This is a genomic window from Thiocapsa roseopersicina (assembly GCF_900106925.1).
Classification (GTDB): Bacteria; Pseudomonadota; Gammaproteobacteria; order Chromatiales; family Chromatiaceae; genus Thiocapsa; species Thiocapsa roseopersicina.
In genome coordinates this window covers 1-20088 of record NZ_FNNZ01000036.1, presented here as the reverse complement: position 1 = coordinate 20088, position 20088 = coordinate 1, and the positions used below count along the sequence as shown (strand labels likewise).

General features: G+C 65.8%; 24 protein-coding genes and 1 tRNA gene. 22 read left to right on the top strand and 3 right to left on the bottom strand.

The window, feature by feature from the left end:
• Positions 1 to 103 precede the first annotated feature (103 nt).
• Positions 104 to 805: a helix-turn-helix domain-containing protein gene (locus BLV04_RS22130; protein ID WP_175534758.1), complete on the bottom strand. Its 702-nt coding sequence runs from the start codon at positions 803 to 805 to the stop codon at positions 104 to 106.
• Here BLV04_RS22130 and BLV04_RS22125 point away from each other — a divergent pair.
• The 9 genes from BLV04_RS22125 (at position 804) to BLV04_RS22085 (ending at position 7115) form a co-directional block, all read left to right on the top strand.
• On the top strand, positions 804 to 1142 hold the full coding sequence (locus BLV04_RS22125; RefSeq protein WP_093037896.1) for a helix-turn-helix domain-containing protein: 339 nt from the start codon (positions 804 to 806) through the stop codon (positions 1140 to 1142). The two genes, BLV04_RS22130 and BLV04_RS22125, sit on opposite strands and share 2 nt — an antisense overlap.
• Before the next feature lie 47 nt (positions 1143 to 1189).
• Positions 1190 to 1693 carry a hypothetical protein gene (locus BLV04_RS22120; RefSeq protein ID WP_093037871.1) on the top strand — a complete coding sequence of 168 codons (504 nt, stop codon included), beginning with the start codon at positions 1190 to 1192 and terminating at the stop codon, positions 1691 to 1693.
• The gene (locus BLV04_RS22115; RefSeq protein WP_093037867.1) at positions 1686 to 2000 is read left to right on the top strand and encodes a DNA-binding protein; all 315 of its coding nucleotides are present in this window, start codon (positions 1686 to 1688) and stop codon (positions 1998 to 2000) included. Before BLV04_RS22120 ends, BLV04_RS22115 begins: the two co-directional genes overlap by 8 nt.
• Positions 1993 to 4248, top strand: coding sequence for a Mu transposase C-terminal domain-containing protein (locus tag BLV04_RS22110; RefSeq protein ID WP_093037864.1), 2256 nt, complete (start codon positions 1993 to 1995; stop codon positions 4246 to 4248). Before BLV04_RS22115 ends, BLV04_RS22110 begins: the two co-directional genes overlap by 8 nt.
• 84 nt (positions 4249 to 4332) lie before the next feature.
• Complete coding sequence (locus BLV04_RS22105; RefSeq protein ID WP_093037861.1) at positions 4333 to 5079, top strand: AAA family ATPase; 747 nt, start codon at positions 4333 to 4335, stop codon at positions 5077 to 5079.
• On the top strand, positions 5076 to 5504 hold the full coding sequence (locus tag BLV04_RS22100; RefSeq protein ID WP_093037856.1) for a hypothetical protein: 429 nt from the start codon (positions 5076 to 5078) through the stop codon (positions 5502 to 5504). The genes BLV04_RS22105 and BLV04_RS22100 overlap by 4 nt, the downstream gene beginning before the upstream one ends.
• Positions 5505 to 5506: 2 nt before the next feature.
• On the top strand, positions 5507 to 5971 hold the full coding sequence (locus BLV04_RS22095; RefSeq protein ID WP_093037853.1) for a hypothetical protein: 465 nt from the start codon (positions 5507 to 5509) through the stop codon (positions 5969 to 5971).
• On the top strand, positions 5968 to 6672 hold the full coding sequence (locus BLV04_RS22090) for a hypothetical protein (RefSeq protein WP_093037848.1): 705 nt from the start codon (positions 5968 to 5970) through the stop codon (positions 6670 to 6672). Before BLV04_RS22095 ends, BLV04_RS22090 begins: the two co-directional genes overlap by 4 nt.
• On the top strand, positions 6669 to 7115 hold the full coding sequence (locus tag BLV04_RS22085) for a hypothetical protein (RefSeq protein ID WP_093037845.1): 447 nt from the start codon (positions 6669 to 6671) through the stop codon (positions 7113 to 7115). The genes BLV04_RS22090 and BLV04_RS22085 overlap by 4 nt, the downstream gene beginning before the upstream one ends.
• A gap of 27 nt (positions 7116 to 7142) precedes the next feature.
• On the opposite strand, the gene BLV04_RS22080 is transcribed toward BLV04_RS22085, so the two are convergent.
• The gene (locus BLV04_RS22080; RefSeq protein WP_093037840.1) at positions 7143 to 7403 is read right to left on the bottom strand and encodes a hypothetical protein; all 261 of its coding nucleotides are present in this window, start codon (positions 7401 to 7403) and stop codon (positions 7143 to 7145) included.
• 16 nt (positions 7404 to 7419) lie between these two features.
• Between BLV04_RS22080 and BLV04_RS22075 the strand changes: the two genes are divergently transcribed.
• The 10 genes from BLV04_RS22075 to BLV04_RS22035 all read left to right on the top strand — a co-directional run bounded on the left by BLV04_RS22075 (position 7420) and on the right by BLV04_RS22035 (position 16604).
• Positions 7420 to 7656 carry a hypothetical protein gene (locus tag BLV04_RS22075; RefSeq protein WP_093037836.1) on the top strand — a complete coding sequence of 79 codons (237 nt, stop codon included), beginning with the start codon at positions 7420 to 7422 and terminating at the stop codon, positions 7654 to 7656.
• A gap of 280 nt (positions 7657 to 7936) precedes the next feature.
• On the top strand, positions 7937 to 8428 hold the full coding sequence (locus BLV04_RS22070; RefSeq protein ID WP_093037833.1) for a phage virion morphogenesis protein: 492 nt from the start codon (positions 7937 to 7939) through the stop codon (positions 8426 to 8428).
• Between the two features lie 380 nt (positions 8429 to 8808).
• A complete protein-coding gene (locus BLV04_RS22065) occupies positions 8809 to 9078 on the top strand; it encodes a helix-turn-helix transcriptional regulator (protein ID WP_093037830.1) in 270 nt (89 codons plus the stop codon).
• On the top strand, positions 9075 to 10088 hold the full coding sequence (locus tag BLV04_RS22060; RefSeq protein WP_093037827.1) for a coiled-coil domain-containing protein: 1014 nt from the start codon (positions 9075 to 9077) through the stop codon (positions 10086 to 10088). Before BLV04_RS22065 ends, BLV04_RS22060 begins: the two co-directional genes overlap by 4 nt.
• 241 nt (positions 10089 to 10329) lie before the next feature.
• A complete protein-coding gene (locus tag BLV04_RS22055; RefSeq protein WP_139192010.1) occupies positions 10330 to 10779 on the top strand; it encodes a hypothetical protein in 450 nt (149 codons plus the stop codon).
• 21 nt (positions 10780 to 10800) lie between these two features.
• Positions 10801 to 14877: a tape measure protein gene (locus tag BLV04_RS22050; protein WP_093037820.1), complete on the top strand. Its 4077-nt coding sequence runs from the start codon at positions 10801 to 10803 to the stop codon at positions 14875 to 14877.
• Positions 14877 to 15425 carry a hypothetical protein gene (locus BLV04_RS22045; protein ID WP_093037817.1) on the top strand — a complete coding sequence of 183 codons (549 nt, stop codon included), beginning with the start codon at positions 14877 to 14879 and terminating at the stop codon, positions 15423 to 15425. Before BLV04_RS22050 ends, BLV04_RS22045 begins: the two co-directional genes overlap by 1 nt.
• A 17-nt stretch (positions 15426 to 15442) precedes the next feature.
• Positions 15443 to 15586 (top strand): hypothetical protein, encoded by a 144-nt coding sequence (locus tag BLV04_RS25120; RefSeq protein ID WP_175534756.1) that lies wholly within the window; start codon positions 15443 to 15445, stop codon positions 15584 to 15586.
• The gene (locus tag BLV04_RS22040; protein WP_093037811.1) at positions 15586 to 16131 is read left to right on the top strand and encodes a hypothetical protein; all 546 of its coding nucleotides are present in this window, start codon (positions 15586 to 15588) and stop codon (positions 16129 to 16131) included. The genes BLV04_RS25120 and BLV04_RS22040 overlap by 1 nt, the downstream gene beginning before the upstream one ends.
• Before the next feature lie 128 nt (positions 16132 to 16259).
• Positions 16260 to 16604, top strand: coding sequence for a Mor transcription activator family protein (locus BLV04_RS22035; RefSeq protein ID WP_093037808.1), 345 nt, complete (start codon positions 16260 to 16262; stop codon positions 16602 to 16604).
• A gap of 788 nt (positions 16605 to 17392) precedes the next feature.
• Here the strand turns inward: BLV04_RS22035 and BLV04_RS22025 are convergent.
• Positions 17393 to 17461, bottom strand: a tRNA-Ser gene (locus BLV04_RS22025).
• 185 nt (positions 17462 to 17646) lie between these two features.
• Here BLV04_RS22025 and BLV04_RS22020 point away from each other — a divergent pair.
• The 3 genes from BLV04_RS22020 to BLV04_RS22010 all read left to right on the top strand — a co-directional run bounded on the left by BLV04_RS22020 (position 17647) and on the right by BLV04_RS22010 (position 19907).
• Complete coding sequence (locus tag BLV04_RS22020; RefSeq protein ID WP_093037801.1) at positions 17647 to 18951, top strand: tyrosine-type recombinase/integrase; 1305 nt, start codon at positions 17647 to 17649, stop codon at positions 18949 to 18951.
• Between the two features lie 318 nt (positions 18952 to 19269).
• Entirely contained in the window at positions 19270 to 19584 is a 315-nt protein-coding gene (locus tag BLV04_RS22015; protein WP_093037797.1) for a hypothetical protein, read from the top strand.
• 26 nt (positions 19585 to 19610) lie between these two features.
• Positions 19611 to 19907, top strand: coding sequence for a hypothetical protein (locus BLV04_RS22010; protein ID WP_093037794.1), 297 nt, complete (start codon positions 19611 to 19613; stop codon positions 19905 to 19907).
• Positions 19908 to 20088: the final 181 nt, after the last annotated feature.

Sequence of the window (20088 nt, the reverse complement as noted above, 5' to 3'; positions counted from 1 at the left end):
CATTTCTTCGGCACTCCGGCGGGTTTTTAGGGAAGGAGCGACGCAACATGGATGAGCGTAAGTTAGCGGCACATTTAGCGCGCAAGGCGCTTTGATGAGACGGCTACAACAGCTTGCTGGCGATGCGCGCAAGGTCGTCGAGGTCGTCTTGATCAAGTCTGGCTTGGTGGTCCTGGTCGCGAGCCATGACGGCCAGGGCGTGGCGCATGCGCACGGCGACCTCGGCCTTGATGGGCTCTGGGATGCGACCCTCAAGGCGCTGGACTGCGCTGACCACGCCGAAGAATATCCGCACGTCTGCCTCTTCCATCGGCCGGCTCTCGGTCGACGCGACCGCTGCATGGCGCGCGGATACTGGGGTCGCGCGCATCCCCGCACCGCCTTTCGGTGCAGGCGCCACATCTCCAGCGCCTCCTCCTAGCCATTCCGGGGTTACCTCCAGCGCTGCGGCCAGTGCATGTATCGCGGCAAGGTCCGGCGTGGATTTCCCCTTACGCCACTTTCTGACGGTTGATTCCGCATATCCGCACCGCGCAGAAACGACGGCGTTTGTGATGCCAAGGGCGCGAATCCGCTCGTTCATGCGCGCAGCAAACGCAGCGCCGACCTGGTCGGCCAAACTCGGCGATTCGATCGCGCGGCTTTCAGTGCCGCCGAGATCATCTCTTCCATTTGTTTCCATTGACGTTTCCTCGATTTTGGAGGCGGCGCGCACCGCGAATTCGGAACGCCGAACTTGGCGCGCTAAAAAAACACTTTTTCGCAAGTTGCGAGCGGTTGTTTCGTGCTGTAAAGTTGTCTGCATGAACACATCACACCCAAGCAATACAGCCGCCCCAGCCTCTCGCGAGGACTGGCATCCCGCCGACATCGTGGCCGCTTTGCGTAAAGCGGGCTGGTCGCTTCGTCGACTTTCCGTGCATCACAACCTTTGCCCGACGGCCCTGTCCAGGGTCACCCAGAGCCCTTGGCCGAAGGGCGAGCGGTTGATCGCCGAGGCCATCGGGATTCCCCCCGAGGAGATCTGGCCGGATCGTCACGCCAAGCGCCTGGAGCGGATCGCGCGACGCGATCAGAGGGCCGCCGAGGGGCTGGTCTCCAGGCCGCGTCGGCGCTCCGCGAATCCGTCGCCTACAGCCTAGACAAACCCGGCCGGGACGGTCAGGGCGATTTTCAGAAGGGGGCTTTCATGTCATTTCCACGGCGATCGATCAACTGGAAACGCTACCAACCGAAGGATCTCCGGGACGCCTTTCGGGCCTGCAAGAGCTACGCGCGGGAACGTCGGGGCTTAGGCGCGGAGCGGATCGCCGACCTGATGGGGGTGAGCGTCGAGTGTCTCTACAAATGGCTTGCGGATGCAAGGATGCCGGCGTCGAGCATCCCCGTCTATGAGCACGTTTGCGGCGCTCACTTCGTGACCGAGTATTTGGCCGCGGGCTGCGGGCGGGTGGTGCTCACGATGCCGCCCGGCGTGCCGGCGGATGCGGCAGATCTGGCCGCTTTGCAAGGGCAGATTGCCGAGGCCGTAGCGCGGCTGATCCGCTGCTATCGGGGCGACGCGGATGCAGCGGAGACGCGCGAGGGGCTGGCGGGCTCGATCCGCTCCCTGGCTTGGCATCGTGAGAACGTGGCGCATCTCGATGCGCCTGAGCTGGATCTCACGCTCGGGCTCGGAGGCGACGATGCGTAACTGGTATGCCATATCCGATCTGGCAGGGTTGCCTGGGATGCCGGGAACGGTCCAAGGCGTCCTTAAGATGGCCAAGCGCGAGGGCTGGAAGTCACGCAAGCGCGCGAGAGGCAAGGGTCAGGAATACGCCGTCGCCAGCCTCCCCGCAGCCACGCAAGAGGCGCTGATCTCCAGCGCTGCCCCGAAGGGTGCCGCGAAGAGCCTCGCAATGGAGGATCTGATTGCTCGCGAGTGCCGCGAATCCGGCGTGTGGGCGGCGGCGAGGCGGGTGCTCGCAGCGCTGTGGCGCAGAGGCCGCCATGCGTAGCTGGTACGCTGCATCGGAGCTTGCCGGACTGCCTGGGATGCGCTTATCGCCAAGGGCTGTAAGTCGCCAGGCTGAAGCTGAAGGATGGATTTCCAGCCCACGCAAAGCTCGCGGCGGCGGTTTGGAATACGCCCTCGCCAGCCTCCCCGAAGCCACGCAAGCCCATCTGAAAGCCGCTGCCGAGGAGGCTCGGATTGCCGAGCTCGTGGCCGCGATCCCTGTTCCCGAGACGCCTCCGATGCCCGCAGAGCCGAAGCCGGATCCGGCGGAGGAGGAGCGCGCACGGCAGCGCCGCAAGGCTGAGGGCATGGCCAAGTTTTCGGCTCTCGCGCCGACGCACACAAAACGGCTACGCGCCAAGGGTCGCGAATGGTGCGTGTTGGCGTGCGGGCAGATCGTGCGCGAAGAGGGGATGACGCGCGAGGCGGCACGCCTAGCGCTCGTTGAGCGCGTCAACCTGGGTAAGGTGCCGGTGCCGGCGGTCGCGGCCGACGCCTTGCCGTTGCGTCACGGCCGCCGCGCACTGACGGCGCCGACCCTGCTCGCATGGACGCTGGCCTACGAGCGCGACGGGATCTGGGGTTTAACCGACGGTTACGGCAACCGCAAGGGGGGCTCGAAGATCGAGACGCAGCCGGCCTTGCTGGCGTTGATTCTCGGGCAGTTGTTTGCGCAGCCTCAAAGCACGGGCGAGGACCTGTATGCCCTTGTGCAGGCGCGTGGCGACGAGCTGCAGGCCGCGGGCGTTGCGCTTCCGAGGTTGCGCGCGGTGCAGGAGTTTCGCCGGCGCTGGATCGCCGAGAACGCCGAAATCTGGACCCGGATGGTCAACCCCGGAAAGTGGAAGAATCTCTATCAGACCGCGTACGGGTCTCATCACGACCAGATCGAGCGACTCAATCAGCTATGGGAAATGGACTCCACCCCCGGCGATTGGCTGCTCATAGACGGACGCCACACGGTCGTCGGCTGTATCGATCTGTGGAGCCGGCGCCTGAAGCTGCGCGTGAGCAAGACCAGTACGGCTGCGGCGGTCGGGCAATGCTTTCGGAGCGCGGCGCTGGAGTGGGGTATGCCCGAGGGGGTGCGCACCGATAACGGCGCGGATTACACCTCCGAGTATTTCGGTGGGTTCCTGGAGCATCTGCGCATTCCTCAGTCGCTTTGCATGCCCTATGCCGGCGAGCAGAAGGGCACGATCGAGCGCGCCCTGAAGACCATGGCCTACGGGATCCTCAAGCTGCTGCCGGGGTATATCGGTCACAACGTCGCCGAGGCCCAGGAGATCCGCGCGCGCAAAACATTTGCCGAACGGGTGATGACCCCGGGCGAAGTGGTTGCCGTGGACCTGACTTCCGGCGACCTGCAGCGTCTGCTCGACGGGTGGGTCGCCAACATCTACCACCAGGATGCGCACTCGGGCGAGGGTATGGGCGGAATGACTCCGTTCGCCAAGGCTGCGTCCTGGAACGGCGAGATTCGGGCGGCCGATCCGCGCGCGCTGGATGCGCTGCTGATGCGGCCCGGCGGCAAGCCCCGCAACGTCGGCAAGAAAGGGATCTTCTGGGAGAGGCGCCGCTACATCGGCGCGAAACTTGGGCGCTTCAGCGGCCGGTCGGTGTATTTCCGCTACGACGAGGCGGACCTCGGGCGGATCTACGTCTACGACGACGACAGCTTCATCTGTATCGCCGAGTGCCCGGAGATGACCGGCATCAGCCGCGCCGAGGTTGCTGCGGCAGCTCGCGCCGAGCAAAAGAAGTTCATCGCCGAGCAGACCGAAGACCTCAAGCGGTACAAGCGCGCGACCACGGAAAACGCTGCCGAGCTGGTCCTCAAGCATCGCGCCAAACAGGCCGAGAAGCTCGTCGAGTTCCCCAAACAGACCACCCCCTACACCACGCCGATGCTCGACGCGGCGGCAGAGGCTGCGCGCGCGTCCGATCCGGCGCCGATGCGCGTCGACACCCCCGAGCAGATCGCCGTTGCGGCGGCGCTGCCGACCATTCAGGCCCCCGTGGGCGGCGGCTCGAATGTCGTCCGGCTGGATCCGATCGAGACCTCGAAGACGCGGTTTCTGAAGTGGCTGAAGCTCGACGAGGAGGTGATCCGCGGCGAGCACGCGAACAACCCGGAGCAGCTGCGCTGGTGGCGTGCGTACGGGGAATGCGGCGAGTTCAAGGCCGAGAAGCAGATGAGCGAGACGTGGCCCGAGGCTTACGGGCTAACGGCTAAGGCTCAGGTTTAGCGCCCGCAAGGGCTTTGAAGGGTGGTCGGGGTCGCCTGCCAGCAACCCCGACCGGACAACGCAGGACACAAAGGGGAAGACAGTATGACACAGCCAAGCGCGGCCGCCACCCTGGCGCCGCTCACCAACGTCGGCGCAACGCTCGCCGCGATGCAGAACGCCATGGACCGAGTCAACGGGCTGCCCGGCCTGGTCTGCCTCTACGGACGCAGCGGGTACGGCAAATCGAGCGCGGCGGCCTACACCGCCAACAAGACCCGCGCCTACTACGTGGAGCTCAAAAGCCTGTGGTCCACAAAACACATCCTGATCAACATCCTGCGCGACATGGGCATCCTGCCCGCCAATACGGTCGCCGAGATGCTCGATCAGGCGTGCGAGCAGCTCGCGCTGAGCGGTCGGCCGCTGATCATCGACCAGGCGGATTACCTGGTCGACAAAGGCCGTGCACAGATCCTGATGGACCTCTACGAGGGCAGCAAGGCGCCGATCCTCTTCATCGGCGAGGAGCGGCTCTCCGGCTCTATGAAATCCCGCAACAACACCGTTCACCGGCGCGTCCTGCACTGGATCGAGGCCCAGCCGGCCAGCCTGGGCGACTGCCGCGCCCTGGCCCGGCTGTACTGCCCGGAGCTGGAGGTCGGCGAGGACCTGCTCGAGCACATCAACCGGGTGGTGGACGGCTGCACCGGCCGCGTCGCCGTCAATCTCAACCTCTTGGCCGAGCGCGCCAAAGTCCACGGCTGGGCGCGGGCGGATCTGGCGACCTGGAAGGGGCAATCCGCCGCGGATCAACGGCTTTATACCGGCGAGCCGGGGAGGAAGGCATGACTGGATGCTCGCAACTGTTTCGCTCGCACACGCGGATGGCTGGGCAACCGCATGCGGCCGCAACCCTCTTCGGCAATGATGCGGACGGCAGGGTGTGCTTGACACTCGGCGGCCACCTTGTCAACGCCGAATTCAGGGTCTTGAAAGGTCAGTGTGTGGTTCCGTATTGGCTTGATCCGATCGCCGCGGCGGTCTGCGAAGGGGCGCTGCGTGGTGCGGCCGATGACCCGGGGCAACCCCACTTGGCGCTCATGTTGGAGGGTCGCAGCATCGGCGTATTCAAGGCGACCGTCTTGGGCAGCCTGCTGCTGCCGGATGAGCATTCCCGTTTCCGGGTTGGCGTGCCCCTCTCCGGCGGCGAGTTGGCGGCGCTGGCCGATGCCTTGGCGTCGTGGCGTGAGTCCGGCGAGCCGGGGAGGAAGTGAGGATGGATGAGGTTTCGATGCCCGCGTACCCGCGGGTGGATTCCATCACCGTGACCGGCGGGGACGGGTTGCTGTATCTCGAAATGAGGTCTCTGACCGCCTGCGAGTGCGTGGACCACACTTATTCGATGAAGGTGAAGTTGGGCGTCGAGCAGGCGCGCGAGATAAGCGACGCCTTCGCCGATGGCGGTCGGTGTCATTGGCGCGACGCGGACGAGACCATGGAGCTACTGGTCGGGTCTGATCCGTTCCGTGACGGCCAGATGATTGTCGTTGCGTATGCGTGGGTCTCGGATGTGCCGCGCTCCTCGGATGCGCCGCTCTTCGCGGTGTCGTGCTCGTTCAGGGCCTCCGCGTTTTTGCTCTCCATTCTCTCGGGCCGGGTCGAGGTCTCGAAGGCGCAGCGGTTCGTGATCGTTTCCGAAGGCGGCGCCACGGCAGAGCTGCGCGTGGAGACAGTCCAATGAGCCGCGACCTCCGTCCCGAAATGTGGCGCGCCATCCGGCGCGTCGGTGCCCATGGCGCCGTCTTCCGGGTCCCGACCGTGCGCGGGCAGTTGTGCGGAGCGATCAGGCGCGAGCGGGTGCGCGACTACATCCAGGCCCTGGAGGCGGGCGGATACCTGTCGCCGGTGCGCGGCGATACCAACGGCAAAGCAGGGCCCTGGGGCTGGCAGCTCATCCGCGATCCGGGCACCGAGGCCCCGCGCGTACGCGCCAACGGCTCGCCGGTGACATTGGGCGCCGGGCGCGAGCAGTGTTGGCGGTCGATGCGCATCCTCGGCAGCTTCACGATCCCGGATCTGGTTGCGACCGCCTCCACTGAGCTGCACCGCGTCGCCGAGGGCGAGGCGCGTGACTACTGCGACCGGCTCGCCCGCGCGGGAATCCTCGCGCGCACCCGCAGTCCTGCCGGGCTGGTCTATCAGCTGCCGCCGAGCCGCTACACCGGTCCGCGGCCTCCGCAGATCCGCCGGACAAAGGCGGTTTACGACGGGAATACAGGGCAGTTGTACGCCGCGGACGGGACGCTCCTGGCGACCGGGGTGCCGATGGGGGCGCAAGCCGACCGGCGCCGGATGCCGCGCAGGCGGCAACGGTCACCCGCGCCGTTGGGTCAATCGACACCATCCGGATCGACCGGGATCGGTGTCGGAGGTGGCCGTTGAGTGCCCGCTTGGACGAGTCGGTCGGGACTCCGCGCGCGGCGCCAGAAAGGGTTGCGTGCAGTTCCGAGCCGCTGTTTTTCGCTACTGAACGAGAGAGCTTCGTAATGGATCGAGCCAGTCATGACCGCAACGCTTCAGAAAGCAGCGGCCCGCACGACCGCTTCGCCGAGTACGTCGAGCGCGCCCTGAGCGGCCACGACATCTCGCGCGCCGAGCTGGAGGTGGTAATCGAAGAGTGCGAGCGGCTGTTTGCCGTCACTTACCTCATGCCGCGGAAGACCGTTGGGGCTACGTCGCTCTGCCGAATGCGCGACTACCCGAACGGTTGTGCGCAAACGGACGCAGGCGAGCAAGGCCGCAAGTATTGGAGTGCCGAAGGCATGGAATCAGCGCTTGCGGCCTTCAAAGAAGACGCGGATCCCGCGTCAACAATCACAACATGATTCGAGGCCGAGGTGGGGGAGCTCGAATCAGCCCCGGGCCGGCTTCATGTGCTTTCCTTTGAGCTGCTTGAGCATGGTCGCCGTGGCCTTGAAGCGCTCGAGGTCACGCAGCACCCGGTCGATGTCGACCTCGGTAAACTCGCGCCGGAATTGCTCGGAGTTGGCATGATACTGCTCGGCTAGGTTGTCGTTCGGCGGCGCGCCCTCCACCGCGCGGCGCAACGCCAGGTAGTAGGCTTCGAGTTCCTGGATGTACGGCACGAGATGTTCTTTCCGATAGATCGCCATTAAGGAGACTCCGTTGATGATCACCGCAACCATGAACAGCTTCGACCGCGCCGACCGCGGCGCAGCCGCGCGCATCGCCGCCCTGATGCCCGTGATGGAGGAGCGCTACCGGCGGCTGCAGGGCACATTGTCGCGCGCCTGCGCCGGGGAGGATATCCCGGATTGGGAGCTGGATCTGCATCGCGCGGACCTGCTCGCCGCGCTCGAGGTCATGTCGCCGGGGGCGGACGAGAGCGGCGAGGAGGCCCAATAGGGCGCAGGGCTGCGTCATCAATCCGATGACGCGCGTGTTGTGGTGCGCGCCGCCGCGGGCGGCTCTTGCGGATATAGGGCAATGCCATCTCGGAGGTCTGGCCGGCCGGGCGCCAGATCACGCGCGGAACAACAGAGGTTGTGTTACTCGGTGGGCGCTTCGGGGTCAGTATGGCAACATGAACAGCCAAGCTTATCCCGACGCCCTCAAGAGAATCCCCGAGCGCCTTGCAGCGACCGGCTCGGGCGCCCGTAGCGGACGCTCGGCGGAGCTGCGCTAGATGGCCGGCGCCCGCATCACGATCGAGCTGGACGACGACGCACTGCGCGCAACCCTGGGCAGGCTCGCCGCGTCCATTGCCGACCCGTCACCGGCCCTCGCCGAGATCGGCGAGCACCTGCTCGAGACCACCAGGGCGCGCTTCGGCCAGGACGAGAAGCGCGGCCCGGACGGCATGCCCTGGGCGCGCAACACCGAGACCACCATCGCCAGGAAGGGGCGCGACAACCCACTACACAAGTCCGGCACGCTGGCGGGGCAACTGCGTTATCAGCTCGACCCGCGTGGACGCGCGGTGGAAGTCGGCTCCAATCGGGTCTACGCCGCCGTCCAGCAATTCGGCCAGCCCCAAGGCGCCAGTGGCACCACCAAGCGGGGCGGCCCGATCCCTTGGGGCGACATCCCGCCGCGACCCTTCTTGGGCGTCTCCGCGGACGACCGCGAGGCCATTTCGAATATCCTGATCAACTACCTCGCGAAAAAGGCCCTGTAAGCCGTCGCAAGCCCGCCCCGCTACCCTTTGCCCTACCAGACCCCCGTCAAAAGTTTTTAAACTACTTTCAGGTAAAATTAAAACGGAACGCGACCGGCATCCTTGCTTGGTATCCGGATTCGCTGTTCGTTGGTCGGTCGGTTGCTCGCAGCCCGCCGGCCGGGCATGCCGGCTGCCGCCCTCTTCGGGCCGCACCCCAATCGTCGGCGACAAGGCCCCCTCCCGGTGCGGCGATCGGCCCAGCGTTCGGCCGGTCAAAGTCCTGACCTTAGGTCGGGTTGAGTCCGGCGCCGTCCACTTCCCCTTCGTCGCTTGGCCCGCCCGCGGGTTAATAACTTAGGTTTCGTGCCGGTTGGTACTCCCTGGGGCAATCTGGGCGCATGGACACCCAGGCCCATCCCGACACCCTCATCAGGGTCCGCCAGGTCCTCGAAAGAACCAGCTTTTCGCGCTCGGCGCTGTATCGCGAGATCACCGCCGGACGATTCCCTTGCCAGGTCAAGATCGGCCGGCAGGCCGTCGCTTGGAGCGCCCGCGATGTCGACGCCTGGATTCAGGAGCGCGCGGACCAGGCACGCCAGCGCCGCGCCGCCATTCTCGGGCGGCAAGACACCCCGACCACCCCAGCCCAGCAGGACAGCCCCGGATGAACACCCGCAACCCACAACAAATCGTCGGCGAGTATCGCCGCCTGTCCGCCGAGATCGAGACCAGACAAGCCGCACTCGACAAGGCAAACCAAGCGGTTAAGGAGCGCAACGCCGCCTTGCGCGACGCCTATGCCGCTCTACAGCAGGCGCAACGGCAATTCCGAGGCCGTTTTAGCCTGCACTCGCCGGAGGATATTGCAGCGCGAGAGGCCCGCGACCCCGAGATTCGTCGGCTTTCCGAGGCCATGGACAACGCGAGGCGGGCGCTCGGCGACGCGCAGAGCGAGACCGAACGCCTGCAAACCGAGATCGACGCCCGATGGACGGAGCGCTATGCGCTGCGTGGAGGCTCTTTACGCGACCTTCGCCCCTTCGTCGACGCGATCGAGGCCCGAAGCGCCGAAATCGCTCTCATCCATGCGCGCCTTCAGACGACCGAGACGGAAGCCGCGCGATTGGTCGCGCCCGACCCGTTGAACGAGATCGACGCGGAACGGTCGCGCGTCCTGGTTGCGGTCGAGCTCGGGGAGTCCGACCCGTCCGAGCTGGCGGAGCTCGACAAGCGCCGCAGCGGCGCAGCGAAAGACGCCGCCAAGACCGACGCCGAGCGCGACCGCTTGGCGTTGCTGCGCCGCGGACTGTCCGAGCGCCTCGAGCACGCCAGCGCCGCCCTGGCATCCGCGAAGACCGAGGGACTCATCGCCCTACAGCGCGCCTTGCTTGCCGAGCTGGATCGACTCGCGCCCGACTTCCTCGCCGCCGCCGCAACGCTCCACAAGCGCCACGGGGAGATGATCGGCCATGCAAGAATCATCGCGCGCCTTGACCGCGAACTCGGAACCGGCTTCTCGCGCGGAATCGGCATCGACTACCTTGCCGAGCTGAAGATTCCGGCACTGCGCATCGACGGACTCGGGGCAATGCCGAGCGACTCGCGCGACTGGCGATCGGCCCAAGAGACCGAGACCCTGAAACTCATCCGAGGCGTGCTCGGGACCGACCTGATTTGATCTCCGGGTAAGGGGCTGCAATGCCCCGGGGATACGCGCGGGGATCCCCGGCCTTGGGAGGGTCGCCAAGATCCGCGCTCACCATGACCAGGACGGGATGACGCCATGCGGGGTATGTCGCTGAAGAGTTGGGTTGCGGTTGAAGACGATCGCGGCTCTTTCCCCGGCGTGGCCCGAGATTGCCGCGACTTCCGGTGCCATGGCCTGGGAAACTTCCCAACTCCGCTGGAGATGTGACGCGATGACGACAAGTAATCAGGACCGTGCGCCCCGCCGGGGCGTCGCGCGCCCCGTCGAGCTGGGTGAGGGGTGTACGGCTACCGTGCGCGAGCTGTGCGTGCGCGACGTGCGCCGCATCGTCGCCCTTACCACCCCCGAGCAGCTCACGCGCCCCATCCGCGAGCTGGTGCGCGAGAACCTGCCTGAGCTGCTGGACCTGCTCGGGGAGGCGCTCGAGCTCCCGGACGGAACGAGCGTGGACGATCTCAGCCTGTCGGACTGCGAGGCTATCGGCACCGCCTGGTGGGAGATGCACGAGCGTTTTTTCTCCCCGCTGGCCAGTCTCGCGCGCCATGCCCTGGCCGCGGGCCTGGTGCCCCCGACTCCGGCATCCTCGACAGCCCCTGTCTCGCGCATTCCGTCGAGCGCGGACACCGCAACGTCCGAGACCACGACCGGTCCCTCGACCTAACCCTGCTGGAGATGGTGCGCGATGGCAACGGGCAATGATCTAGACCTCGCGCTGCGGCTCAAGACCGAGGGCTTCGAGGAGGGCCGCAAAGAGCTCGACGCGTTGGCGGACGACGCCCGCGCGACCGGCGCCGCTGCCGGCTCTGCGGCCGACGGTGTCGGCGCGCTGGCGGATGCGGCCGACGGAGTCGGCGCCGCCGCGGGCCGTGCCGGCGACGGGGTCGATGGCCTCGCCGAGGGCCTCAAGGGTCTGCTGGTCGGGCTCGCCGCCGTCGCCGCGGGCATAACTCTCGGTGGCATGGCCCGACTGGCGGACGCCTACGCCGGCGTGCAGACCCGCGTGGGCCTCGTCACCGACGGCACCGAGGAGTACGGCGAGGCCCTCGAGGAGGTGCGCCGGATCGCCGACGACACCCGCTCGGAGCTGACCGCGACCGCGGATCTCTACGCCTCGCTCACCCGTACGCTGGAGGATCTGGGCAACAGCACCGTCACCGCGGGCGCACTCACCACCACCATCGCCCAGGCGCTGCGCCTCTCCGGCGCCTCGGCCGAAGCCGCGGATGCCGCGCTCGTGCAATTCGTCCAGGGCCTCAACAACGGGGCGCTGCGCGGGGAAGAATTCAACAGCGTCATGGAGCAGGCGCCGCGCCTGGCCCGTGCGCTCGCCGACGGTCTCGGCGTCTCGGTCGGGGAGCTGCGCGCCATGGCCGAGGCCGGCGAGCTGACCTCGGATGCGCTCGTCAATGCCCTGTCCGGCCAGGCCGCCACCATCGCGGCGGAGTTCGCGACCATCCCGGCTCGCTTCGACGACGCCATGACTCGGCTGCGCAACAGCGTGACCGTCTTCGTCGGCGAGCTCAATACCGCATCCGGCGCCTCGCGCCTGTTCGCGCTTGGCATTGACGTGGTCGTGGCCGGGGTCGAGGTGTTGCGCGCCATCCTGGTGCCGCTCGCCTCCCTGGTCGGCGCCGTCCCGCCTCCATTGCTCGCGAGTGCCGCCGCGGCCTGGATCCTGCACGCCGCGTGGGTCCCGCTCACGGCCGTCGCCACCGCGTTGGCCGGGGCCATCACCACGCTGGTGCTCGGTACCCTGAGTCGCTCCATCGTGATCTGGGGGCAGGTGGCTGCCGCGATCGCAGCGCCGACAGCCGCCTTGCGGGCGCTGTGGGTCGTGACGTTGGCCAACCCGATCACTGCGTTGCTGGCCTTGCTCGGGGCGGCGGCTGCCGCCTTCTATGTGTTCCGCGACTCGGCCGAAGAGATGGCCGCCGCGCTGCGCGAGCAGCGCACCGCTGTCCAGGGCCAGGTCGACGAGGTCGAGGCGCTGACAGCGGCGATGGCCAAGGCCCAGCCCGGCAGCGACGCCTACAACGAGGCCGCCCGTCGGCTGGCGGAGATCGTGCCCGGGCTGACGCTCTCGCTCTCCGGCCAGGGCACGATGATTGCCGAGCTTGGCGCCGGCTACGAAGACAATGCCGCGGTGCTGGCCGCTTGGCGGGACGAGCAGGAGCGCGCAACCCAGGCGCTTCAGGCTCAGGAGCTCGCCCTCGCCGCGAAGCAATGGCGCGCGGCCAACGAGGAGCTCGAAGCCCACACCAAGTTGATGCGCGAGAGCTACGGCGCCAACGAAGAGTCGCGCACCGGCTGGCAGCGCCTGGCGGTCGTGATGGGCGGCTGGACCGGGGAGATCGACCGGGCCAACGCCAAGTCCGTGGAGCTCAACCGCGCCGTACGCGAGCAGGGCGTGAGCTTCCGCGAGCTCGCGCTGGCCGCGTTCGACTCCACCGGGTCGATCGAAGGTGTTGCTCAAGCCTTGCGATGGGAAGGCGTGAGCAGCGAGGACATTGCCGCCGTCACGGCCGAGCTGGAGCGGATGTTCGGCGTTGCCGACCAGGCCCTGGACGGACTGACCGACGCCCAGCGCCGCGCCGCCGAGGCTGGACTGGCCGCCACGCGCGCCTTATCCGGCACCATCGCCGAAGTCGACAAGGTCATCGCGGATCTGGACACCCGCATCGCGACCCATCGCCAGGATCTCGACGTCGCCCTCAAGGCCGAAGCCGAAGGCTGGAAGGCCGTCGGCGAGGCCGCCCGCGGCACCTACGACGCCGCCCTCGACGAGGCGGAGCGCTACGCCCGGGCGCGTCGCGACGCGCTCGCCGACAGCACCGCAAGCGAGGCGGAGATTGCGCGGCAAAGCATCGCCATCGAGCGCGAGGCCGCAGCGGCCAAGCTGGCGGCGCTCAATGACTACCAGCGCCAGACCCTGCGCCTGCTCGACGAAGAAGGCCGGCGCCGCATCGAAGCCGCCCGGGCCTCCGGCGGCGACGTGCGCGCCGCGGAGATGGAAATCCTTCAGATCAAGCGCGACACCCTGCGCAGCATCGAGAGCGACTACCGCCGCCACGTCGACGCCCTCAACGCCGAGAGCCGCCGGCACCTGGATGAGGTGAGGCGGATCGAGGACGAGATTGCGGCGCTCAAGTTGTCCGGCGAAGACCGTGTCCGGGCGCTTCGCCAGAGCGCCATGTCCGAGGAAGAGGCCGCCGCCGATCGTCGTAAGCAGATCGCCGAAAAAGAGAGCCAGTATCGCAGCGCTTTAGCCGGCGGAGACGTAGGGCAAGCGACAAAATTAGCGGAGCAAATCGAGCAAATCGCACAGCGGCAAGCGGCCGACGCCATTTCCCGGAGGAAGCAGGCCGAGTCCGACGTTGAGCAATCGCAAAAGCGCATCGCGGAAATCGAAAAGCGGATTGGTGACGTTCGGATGCAGTACGCCGAAGCGCGCGCCAGTGCCGAGTCAGGCGATGCGGAAAGGCGCGTCGCCCAAAGCCGCTCGGCCATCGAAAAAATCACAGAGCTCGAACGAGAAAAAGCGGCCGAAATTGCAAAGATTCGCGAGGCGCAAAACAAGGCTTATGACAACGAGGACTTAGAGCGGCAGGCAATCGAGCAAACCTCCGAAGCGATCGATAAGCAGGTCAAGTCGCTGGAGAACGCGAGCCGCTCGCACGAAGAGCACGCGCGCTCGGCGCAGTCGTCCGCGCAAGACACTGAGCGCGCGATGTCCGGCGTCGCCGACAGCGCCGAGCGCCTCGAAAGCACCCTCGATCGCGAGATCGCGCTCAAGCTCACGGTCGACCAAGCCTCGGTCGACGGCATCCTCGACACCATCCGCCCCCTGGTCGAGGAGCAAACCTATCTGCTCCAGATGCGCGCGGACCTCGATACAGTGCGTGCCGCCCTGCTGGACGCCGCAACGCTGGCCCGAGACAACCCGGTCGAGCTCGCGTTCGTCGTCGGCGCGGCGGAGTCCCTGCTTTCGGACCTGCAGGCGCGCCTGACCGCGCTCGGCGAAAACGCCAGCCCAGAGCTGTCCTTGAGTATCGGCCCCGCCTTGAGCGCCATTGACCAGGTCGAGCAGCGCATGCGCGGCGTCGGCGATGCCGAGGCGACTCTGACCATCCGCCCCGACGACAGCCAAGTCCAGGCCACGCTCAACCGCCTTCGCCAAGGCACCCAGTCCACCCACACCATCTACGTGCGCACCGTCCAGCAGAACGCCGCGGGCGGGCTGATCCGGCGCTACGCCACGGGCGGCCCGGTCTTCGACGCTCCGCACTGGGATGTCGTCCCCGGCACCGGCAACACCGACAGCGTCCCTGCCGCCTTGCCTGCAGGCGCCTTTGTGCTACGTAAATCCGCTACGGCCTACTACGGCAAAAGCATCCTCGACTGGATCGCCGCCTTGAACGCGGGCGGTCGAGTGCCGACCCTGCTGACGCCTGGCGAGCGATGGTTTGCGCCCGATGCGGTCGCACGTCACGGCGCCGGCCTGTTCGATGCGCTCAACCGCATGGAGATCCCCCGAGAGCGTCTGGCCTCGGCAATCGGCGGGCTCGCCGCACCGGTGGCCCGCTTCAATGCAGGCGGGTCGGTCGGGAGCGTGGCGAGCAAGACAATGCAAGGATCGATGGCGCGTGAAACCGTCGACATCAACCTGCGTTTAAGCGGCCGTGAAGTGCGTTTGAGCGGGGCACGCGATCAGGCTCAAAGCCTCGCCGCCGCGCTGCGCGAACTGACTCGAGGTGCCTGATGAATAACCGTCTGCACATATTCCACGCCGACTGCAGCTCGCCGGCGACTGGATCGCGGCTCTCCCTCTGCGTCGCCGATTTGGCCGCAACCGCCAAGGCTTACGATCCAGGCCGGCATCAAGCGCAGCTGTTCATCGGTCACCCTAAGGACCTCGACCTGGCGCATGGATATGTCAACAGCCTCGAGGCGGTCGGCGGCGACCTGTACGCCAACGTCGTCGTCGCCACCACGACGCTGATTGATGGCGTGCGAGCGGGCGAGCTCCGCAGGATTTCGGCGTCGTTTTGGTCGCCAAAGCACCCCGAAAACCCCACGCCGGGTACCTGGAGCCTGCGGCATATCGGATTCTTTGGGGGCGCAGTCCCTGAAGAATCCGGACTAGACCCGATCGATCTGAGCGGCTGTTCCTGCCACATAACGCCCTTGACCCCCGATCCGATCGAGCAGGCGGCCCGCTGCATGGCAGGCCTGCCCCCGATCGACTTCGCGGCAATCGAGGATGATCCGATCGAGCGGGCCGCCCGAATCATGGCTGGTCAGGCATAGCAAGAGGCGAGGAGAAGATGGCGAAACCGAACGGATCGGTAGCGCGTGAAACCGTCGACATCAACCTGCGTTTAAGCGGCCGTGAAGTGCGTTTGAGCGGGGCACGCGATCAGGCTCAAAGCCTTGCCGCCGCGCTACGCGAACTGAGTCGAGGCGCCTGATGAAGAACCGTCTGCACATCTTCCGCGCGGGCTGCTATTTGCCGATGTCAGGCTCGCGGGTCTGCCTCGGCGCTGCCGATTTGGCGGCAACCGCAAAGGCTTACGATTCAGCCCGGCATCAAGCGCCGCTGGTCATCGGTCACCCGGCCAGCCACGATCAGGCGCATGGATGGGTCACCGGCCTTGAGGCGGTCGGCGGCGACCTATATGCCGACGCCGAACCCTCCGATGCGCTTCGCGAGCGTGTGCGGGCGGGCGCGTACCGCAAGATTTCGGCGTCATTTTGGCCGCCAGCCCACCCGGCGAACCCGGCGCCCGGTATTTGGAGCCTGCGGCATGTCGGATTCTTGGGGGCTGCCGTCCCGGCAGTGCTGGGACTTGACCCGGTCGATCTGAGCGGCTGTTCCTGCCACATGACGCCCTTGCCCCCCGATCCGATCGAGCAGGCGGCCCGCTGCATGGCCGGCCTGCCCCCGATCGACTTCGCGGCGATCGAGGATGATCCGATCGAGCGGGCCGCCCGAATCATGGCCGGGATTGCCTGACTGTAAGCGCACCCGGCCCGGCCGGTGCAGGGTGCTCGCCCGGGCGCCTGATTTCGATAGGTCCCGGACCTAACCTCATTGATCTTGAGGCGAGGTCCGTCACACACACCGTGCGGAGGGTGATTTAGATGGCACTTGGAGGGTCGGATCCGGAGTTCGTCGCAGAGTTTCTTGATTTGTCGATCGCCGCCGTTGCCGCCGCAGCTCCGGAGCTTCCCGACGCCCAACGGGAAAGCCTCGCCGAACGCCTGATGATGGCCTTCCTGGACCAGTGGGGTGGATGCGGCGTTTACATTCCAAAGGCGTCTCACCTTAGAAAAAGGCTACGTGACCGCGCCATGTGGAGCGCGTATGACGGGCGTCCCGAGACCATTCAGCGGATGGCCCTTGAGCATGGCCTATCGAGCATTCACGTCTACAGGATTCTGGCCCAAGAGCGTAAGCGGCGGAAGATCCGCGACTCCAGCGCCTAGGGTGCCGAGGTCGAGTCCCGGGCCTGGCGAAGCAAGCCGGCACCCGCAGCCGAGGACACTCGCGCGCGACACACAATGTCGCACTAAGTTGATAGTCAAAGCCTATCGGGCGCGTTACGTGCTTTAATCACGTAACATCATGAATAGCAGTAAACGCAAAAATCACGCCCGATAGATTATGACGATCGGCGACGCTCCTCCGGTCTCGGAGGGTGAACTCGATCGCGTTACGGTCCTAGCTCGCCCTGGCGCTCCATGCGGTCACCGAGGTCGGGCCGGCCCGACCGGGTGATCCTCGGCATGAGAAGGCCTCTGCAGAGTTTGCGATTTTTCGCAAACTGGACATTTAGCTTGAGCATGGCCGTCGCGGCCTTGAAGCGCTCAACGACGCGGAGCAACCGGTAGGTACGCCCTATGAGCACGAAGCGTGGAGCGCCGCATGGGTCGGCTTTGGGCGCGATTGGCGGAAAACTGCAGCCCCCGCGCTGCTCTCCTCGAGAGGGGCGGGCGGGTGGTTACTGGGCGTTGACGTTGCCGTGAACGGCGCTTTAACCGCCCTTCCAGCTTCGTAAACCATCCTGCGCCGCTTCGTAAACCATCCTGCGTTCTACAATGGCCCTAGAGCCGGCACGTCGCACCTGTTGAGGAGATGTCACGGATGTAAGTGGCAGTCACGTTCCGCGCGCGAGCCCGACACCGAAGGAGCGCGAAATCCAAGGTGTCGGCGGCTGAGCGGTGACTCACGGACGAGCAACCTCGGCAGGTGCCGCCGAAGCCTTTCTTTCATTTGGAGCTGGCGGACGGATTCGAACCGACGACCTGCTGATTACAAATCAGCGAATAGCCCCTTTCACAGCCTTTCATCGCATAACGCATCAGTTAAGCCAGCCGCGCATAAAGCCCCGTTTTACTTGTCTTTCGCGCCTAGTGTTATAGACTGTTAATAACACCGGGTAACACGCCATACCGCGCTAATTTGTTACCCGGAGAATACCCGGAGCATCCGGGGTAACAGATCCTCCGACATCGACAGGGGCCAGGTATGCCGTCCATCCAACTGACCGACGCAGCCGTCAAGCGGCTCAAGACTCCCACCGAAACCGACCGCATCGAATACTGGGACACCAAGACATCCGGGCTCGGGCTCCGCGTGTCGTCGTCGGGCGTGCGGACGTGGGTCATGCTGCTGCGCGTGCTCAAGGATGGACGATGGAAGCAGCAACGCTTGACGCTCGGGCGGTATCCGGGCGTGACGCTCGCTCAGGCCCGCGCCAAGGCAATCGAGGCCAAGGGGAAGGCAGAGCAAGGCGAAGACCCCGGCGCCGCCCTACGCGCCACGAAAACCGCAATGGTCGACGACTCGCGCAACACCTTCGAGACCGTCGTCGGCGAGTTTCTGACGCTGTACCGCGGCCGAAAGAAGCGCAAGCCGGCGCCTCGCACGCTGGCCGAGATCAAGCGCGTGCTCGGGTCGGATCTGTTCGCCGAGTGGCGTGCCCGGCCAATGACGAAGATCACCAGACGAGACGTTATGGACGTGCTCGACGTGCTCACGGCGCGCGGCGCCGAGGTCATGGCCAACCGCACCTTGGCCTACCTGTCGATGCTGTTCGGATGGGCGCTGCAACGCGAGATCATCGCCGCCGACCCAACCGAGCATGTGAAGAAGCCGGGCGCCGAGCAGAGCCGCGAGCGGGTCCTGACGCTTGAGGAGATGCGGGCAATCTGGAAGGCGACAGAGCCGACCCAGGCGAACCACGGGGACCTGTTCGCGGGGATCGTCCGCACCCTGATGATGACCGGCCAACGGCGCGAGGAGGTCGGAGGAATGCGCTGGAGCGAGATCGACGGCGAGACCTGGACCTTACCAGATGAGCGCACGAAGAATCACCGAGAGCACATCGTCCACCTGTCTGCGGCGGTTCTCGCGATCCTGAAGGAACGCAAGGCCGAGCAGGAAGCGATGGGCATCAAGAGCGAGTTCGTGTTTACCACCGGGATCCAGCGGAAAGGAAATCCGCCGTCGTCGTTCTCGGGATGGAGCAAGAGCAAGGAACGGCTCGACAGGCGTGCCGAGATCGCGGCCTGGACGCTCCACGACCTTCGCCGCACGCTGGCAACCCGCATGGCAGAAGACCTGAACATCCCACCGCACGTCATCGAGGCGACCATCAACCACGTCTCGGGCTCGCGCGCGGGCGTGGCCGGCACCTACAACCGCGCGCTGTACCTCCCCGAGCGCCGCGCCGCCCTGGACGGATGGGCCGGCTACGTCCTGCAAATCGTCGGCGAGACCGAGGCCCCGGACAACGTCGTAAGCATGTTTAGCACCAAGCGCAATACCTAGAGGGCACGAAATCCATCGAATTTTCCGCTATTTTCGCCACTGAAACACCCGAACCCTTCGTCTTTCCCGATGGGTTCGGTTCCGCCCTCTGCGATTGAAAAACCCCGAAAACCTCCCCGCTTGAGCCGATAACTGCTGCGATTACAGGCGGTTGCAATTATACGCGCCCTGTCGCGTCATTTGGCCCTTCAATTTCCCAATAATTGAAAGTTTCGCAGGCTGCTAAATGTTTTTCTCCTTTTGGATCAGTCACTTCGGCTGGACATCCAACGTCCCGGCGTTACCATGCGTTAAATCGAAGCCCAACGGACGAACACGATGATTCCGAAAGCACTCAACGACAGAGGGATGGCCGCGGCTTTTCAGGCGGCTCAGGCAGCGATCGCCGCCCATCACGCGGGCAGTACGGCAGTTGCGGCCACCTGCTACGCACCACCGGCCGATCCCGATTCCCTCATGAGCTCGGCTGCGGTTCGCGCATTTTTCGACATCTCGGCTATGACGGAATGGCGATGGCGAAAGGCTGGAGTACTGCCGGAACCGATCGTCATCAGGAACCGCAACTACTACCAGCGTCGGGCCATCGCCAAGGTTGTCGCCGCGCAGCAATCTCAATCCGCGGTCGCCGCCTAACCCACCACCCCACCAGGACCAGACCAATGCAATCCATCCCCAACACCAACCCTGCCCTCGTCATCCTCGCCGTCGAATGCACGACCAACGACTACACCATCGTGACGACAGAGATGCCCGTTGTCGGCTGGCTCGTCGACGAGGAAACGCTACGAGCCCCGGACGCAATCCCGGTGACGGTCGCGCGCGTGCCGTTGCGTTGGGCGATTTTGGACAAGACGACGGGCCATGCGTATGGCGCGAAAACCAACTGGCGAGAGCGCGAGGACGCTATCGAGGAGCTTGCGGATCTGGCGCGCATGGATGCGAGGTCGGCAGCGTAGGGCAGGAAAGGCAGGACCCGCAAGACGCAGGACGACGGTAAAGGTAGAGGCCCACAAAAAAGCCTCGGCAAAGACCGAGGCTCGGAGATGCAGATGAAAACGCAAAACATGGCAGCGGTTGACCGACCGCCACCCGACTCAACCCGACACGGATTAATCTATGCTCACGTCTTCCGTCAAT

Bases quoted from the DNA above. Each gene is read 5' to 3' on its own strand.
- BLV04_RS22125 (WP_093037896.1), top strand. From the start codon at position 804: ATGAACACATCACACCCAAGCAATACAGCCGCCCCAGCCTCTCGCGAG.
- BLV04_RS22130 (WP_175534758.1), bottom strand. From the start codon at position 805: ATGCAGACAACTTTACAGCACGAAACAACCGCTCGCAACTTGCGAAAA.
- BLV04_RS22120 (WP_093037871.1), top strand. From the start codon at position 1,190: ATGTCATTTCCACGGCGATCGATCAACTGGAAACGCTACCAACCGAAG.
- BLV04_RS22115 (WP_093037867.1), top strand. From the start codon at position 1,686: ATGCGTAACTGGTATGCCATATCCGATCTGGCAGGGTTGCCTGGGATG.
- BLV04_RS22110 (WP_093037864.1), top strand. From the start codon at position 1,993: ATGCGTAGCTGGTACGCTGCATCGGAGCTTGCCGGACTGCCTGGGATG.
- BLV04_RS22105 (WP_093037861.1), top strand. From the start codon at position 4,333: ATGACACAGCCAAGCGCGGCCGCCACCCTGGCGCCGCTCACCAACGTC.
- BLV04_RS22100 (WP_093037856.1), top strand. From the start codon at position 5,076: ATGACTGGATGCTCGCAACTGTTTCGCTCGCACACGCGGATGGCTGGG.
- BLV04_RS22095 (WP_093037853.1), top strand. From the start codon at position 5,507: ATGGATGAGGTTTCGATGCCCGCGTACCCGCGGGTGGATTCCATCACC.
- BLV04_RS22090 (WP_093037848.1), top strand. From the start codon at position 5,968: ATGAGCCGCGACCTCCGTCCCGAAATGTGGCGCGCCATCCGGCGCGTC.
- BLV04_RS22080 (WP_093037840.1), bottom strand. From the start codon at position 7,403: ATGGCGATCTATCGGAAAGAACATCTCGTGCCGTACATCCAGGAACTC.
- BLV04_RS22075 (WP_093037836.1), top strand. From the start codon at position 7,420: ATGATCACCGCAACCATGAACAGCTTCGACCGCGCCGACCGCGGCGCA.
- BLV04_RS22070 (WP_093037833.1), top strand. From the start codon at position 7,937: ATGGCCGGCGCCCGCATCACGATCGAGCTGGACGACGACGCACTGCGC.
- BLV04_RS22065 (WP_093037830.1), top strand. From the start codon at position 8,809: ATGGACACCCAGGCCCATCCCGACACCCTCATCAGGGTCCGCCAGGTC.
- BLV04_RS22060 (WP_093037827.1), top strand. From the start codon at position 9,075: ATGAACACCCGCAACCCACAACAAATCGTCGGCGAGTATCGCCGCCTG.
- BLV04_RS22055 (WP_139192010.1), top strand. From the start codon at position 10,330: ATGACGACAAGTAATCAGGACCGTGCGCCCCGCCGGGGCGTCGCGCGC.
- BLV04_RS22050 (WP_093037820.1), top strand. From the start codon at position 10,801: ATGGCAACGGGCAATGATCTAGACCTCGCGCTGCGGCTCAAGACCGAG.
- BLV04_RS22045 (WP_093037817.1), top strand. From the start codon at position 14,877: ATGAATAACCGTCTGCACATATTCCACGCCGACTGCAGCTCGCCGGCG.
- BLV04_RS25120 (WP_175534756.1), top strand. From the start codon at position 15,443: ATGGCGAAACCGAACGGATCGGTAGCGCGTGAAACCGTCGACATCAAC.
- BLV04_RS22040 (WP_093037811.1), top strand. From the start codon at position 15,586: ATGAAGAACCGTCTGCACATCTTCCGCGCGGGCTGCTATTTGCCGATG.
- BLV04_RS22035 (WP_093037808.1), top strand. From the start codon at position 16,260: ATGGCACTTGGAGGGTCGGATCCGGAGTTCGTCGCAGAGTTTCTTGAT.
- BLV04_RS22020 (WP_093037801.1), top strand. From the start codon at position 17,647: ATGCCGTCCATCCAACTGACCGACGCAGCCGTCAAGCGGCTCAAGACT.
- BLV04_RS22015 (WP_093037797.1), top strand. From the start codon at position 19,270: ATGATTCCGAAAGCACTCAACGACAGAGGGATGGCCGCGGCTTTTCAG.
- BLV04_RS22010 (WP_093037794.1), top strand. From the start codon at position 19,611: ATGCAATCCATCCCCAACACCAACCCTGCCCTCGTCATCCTCGCCGTC.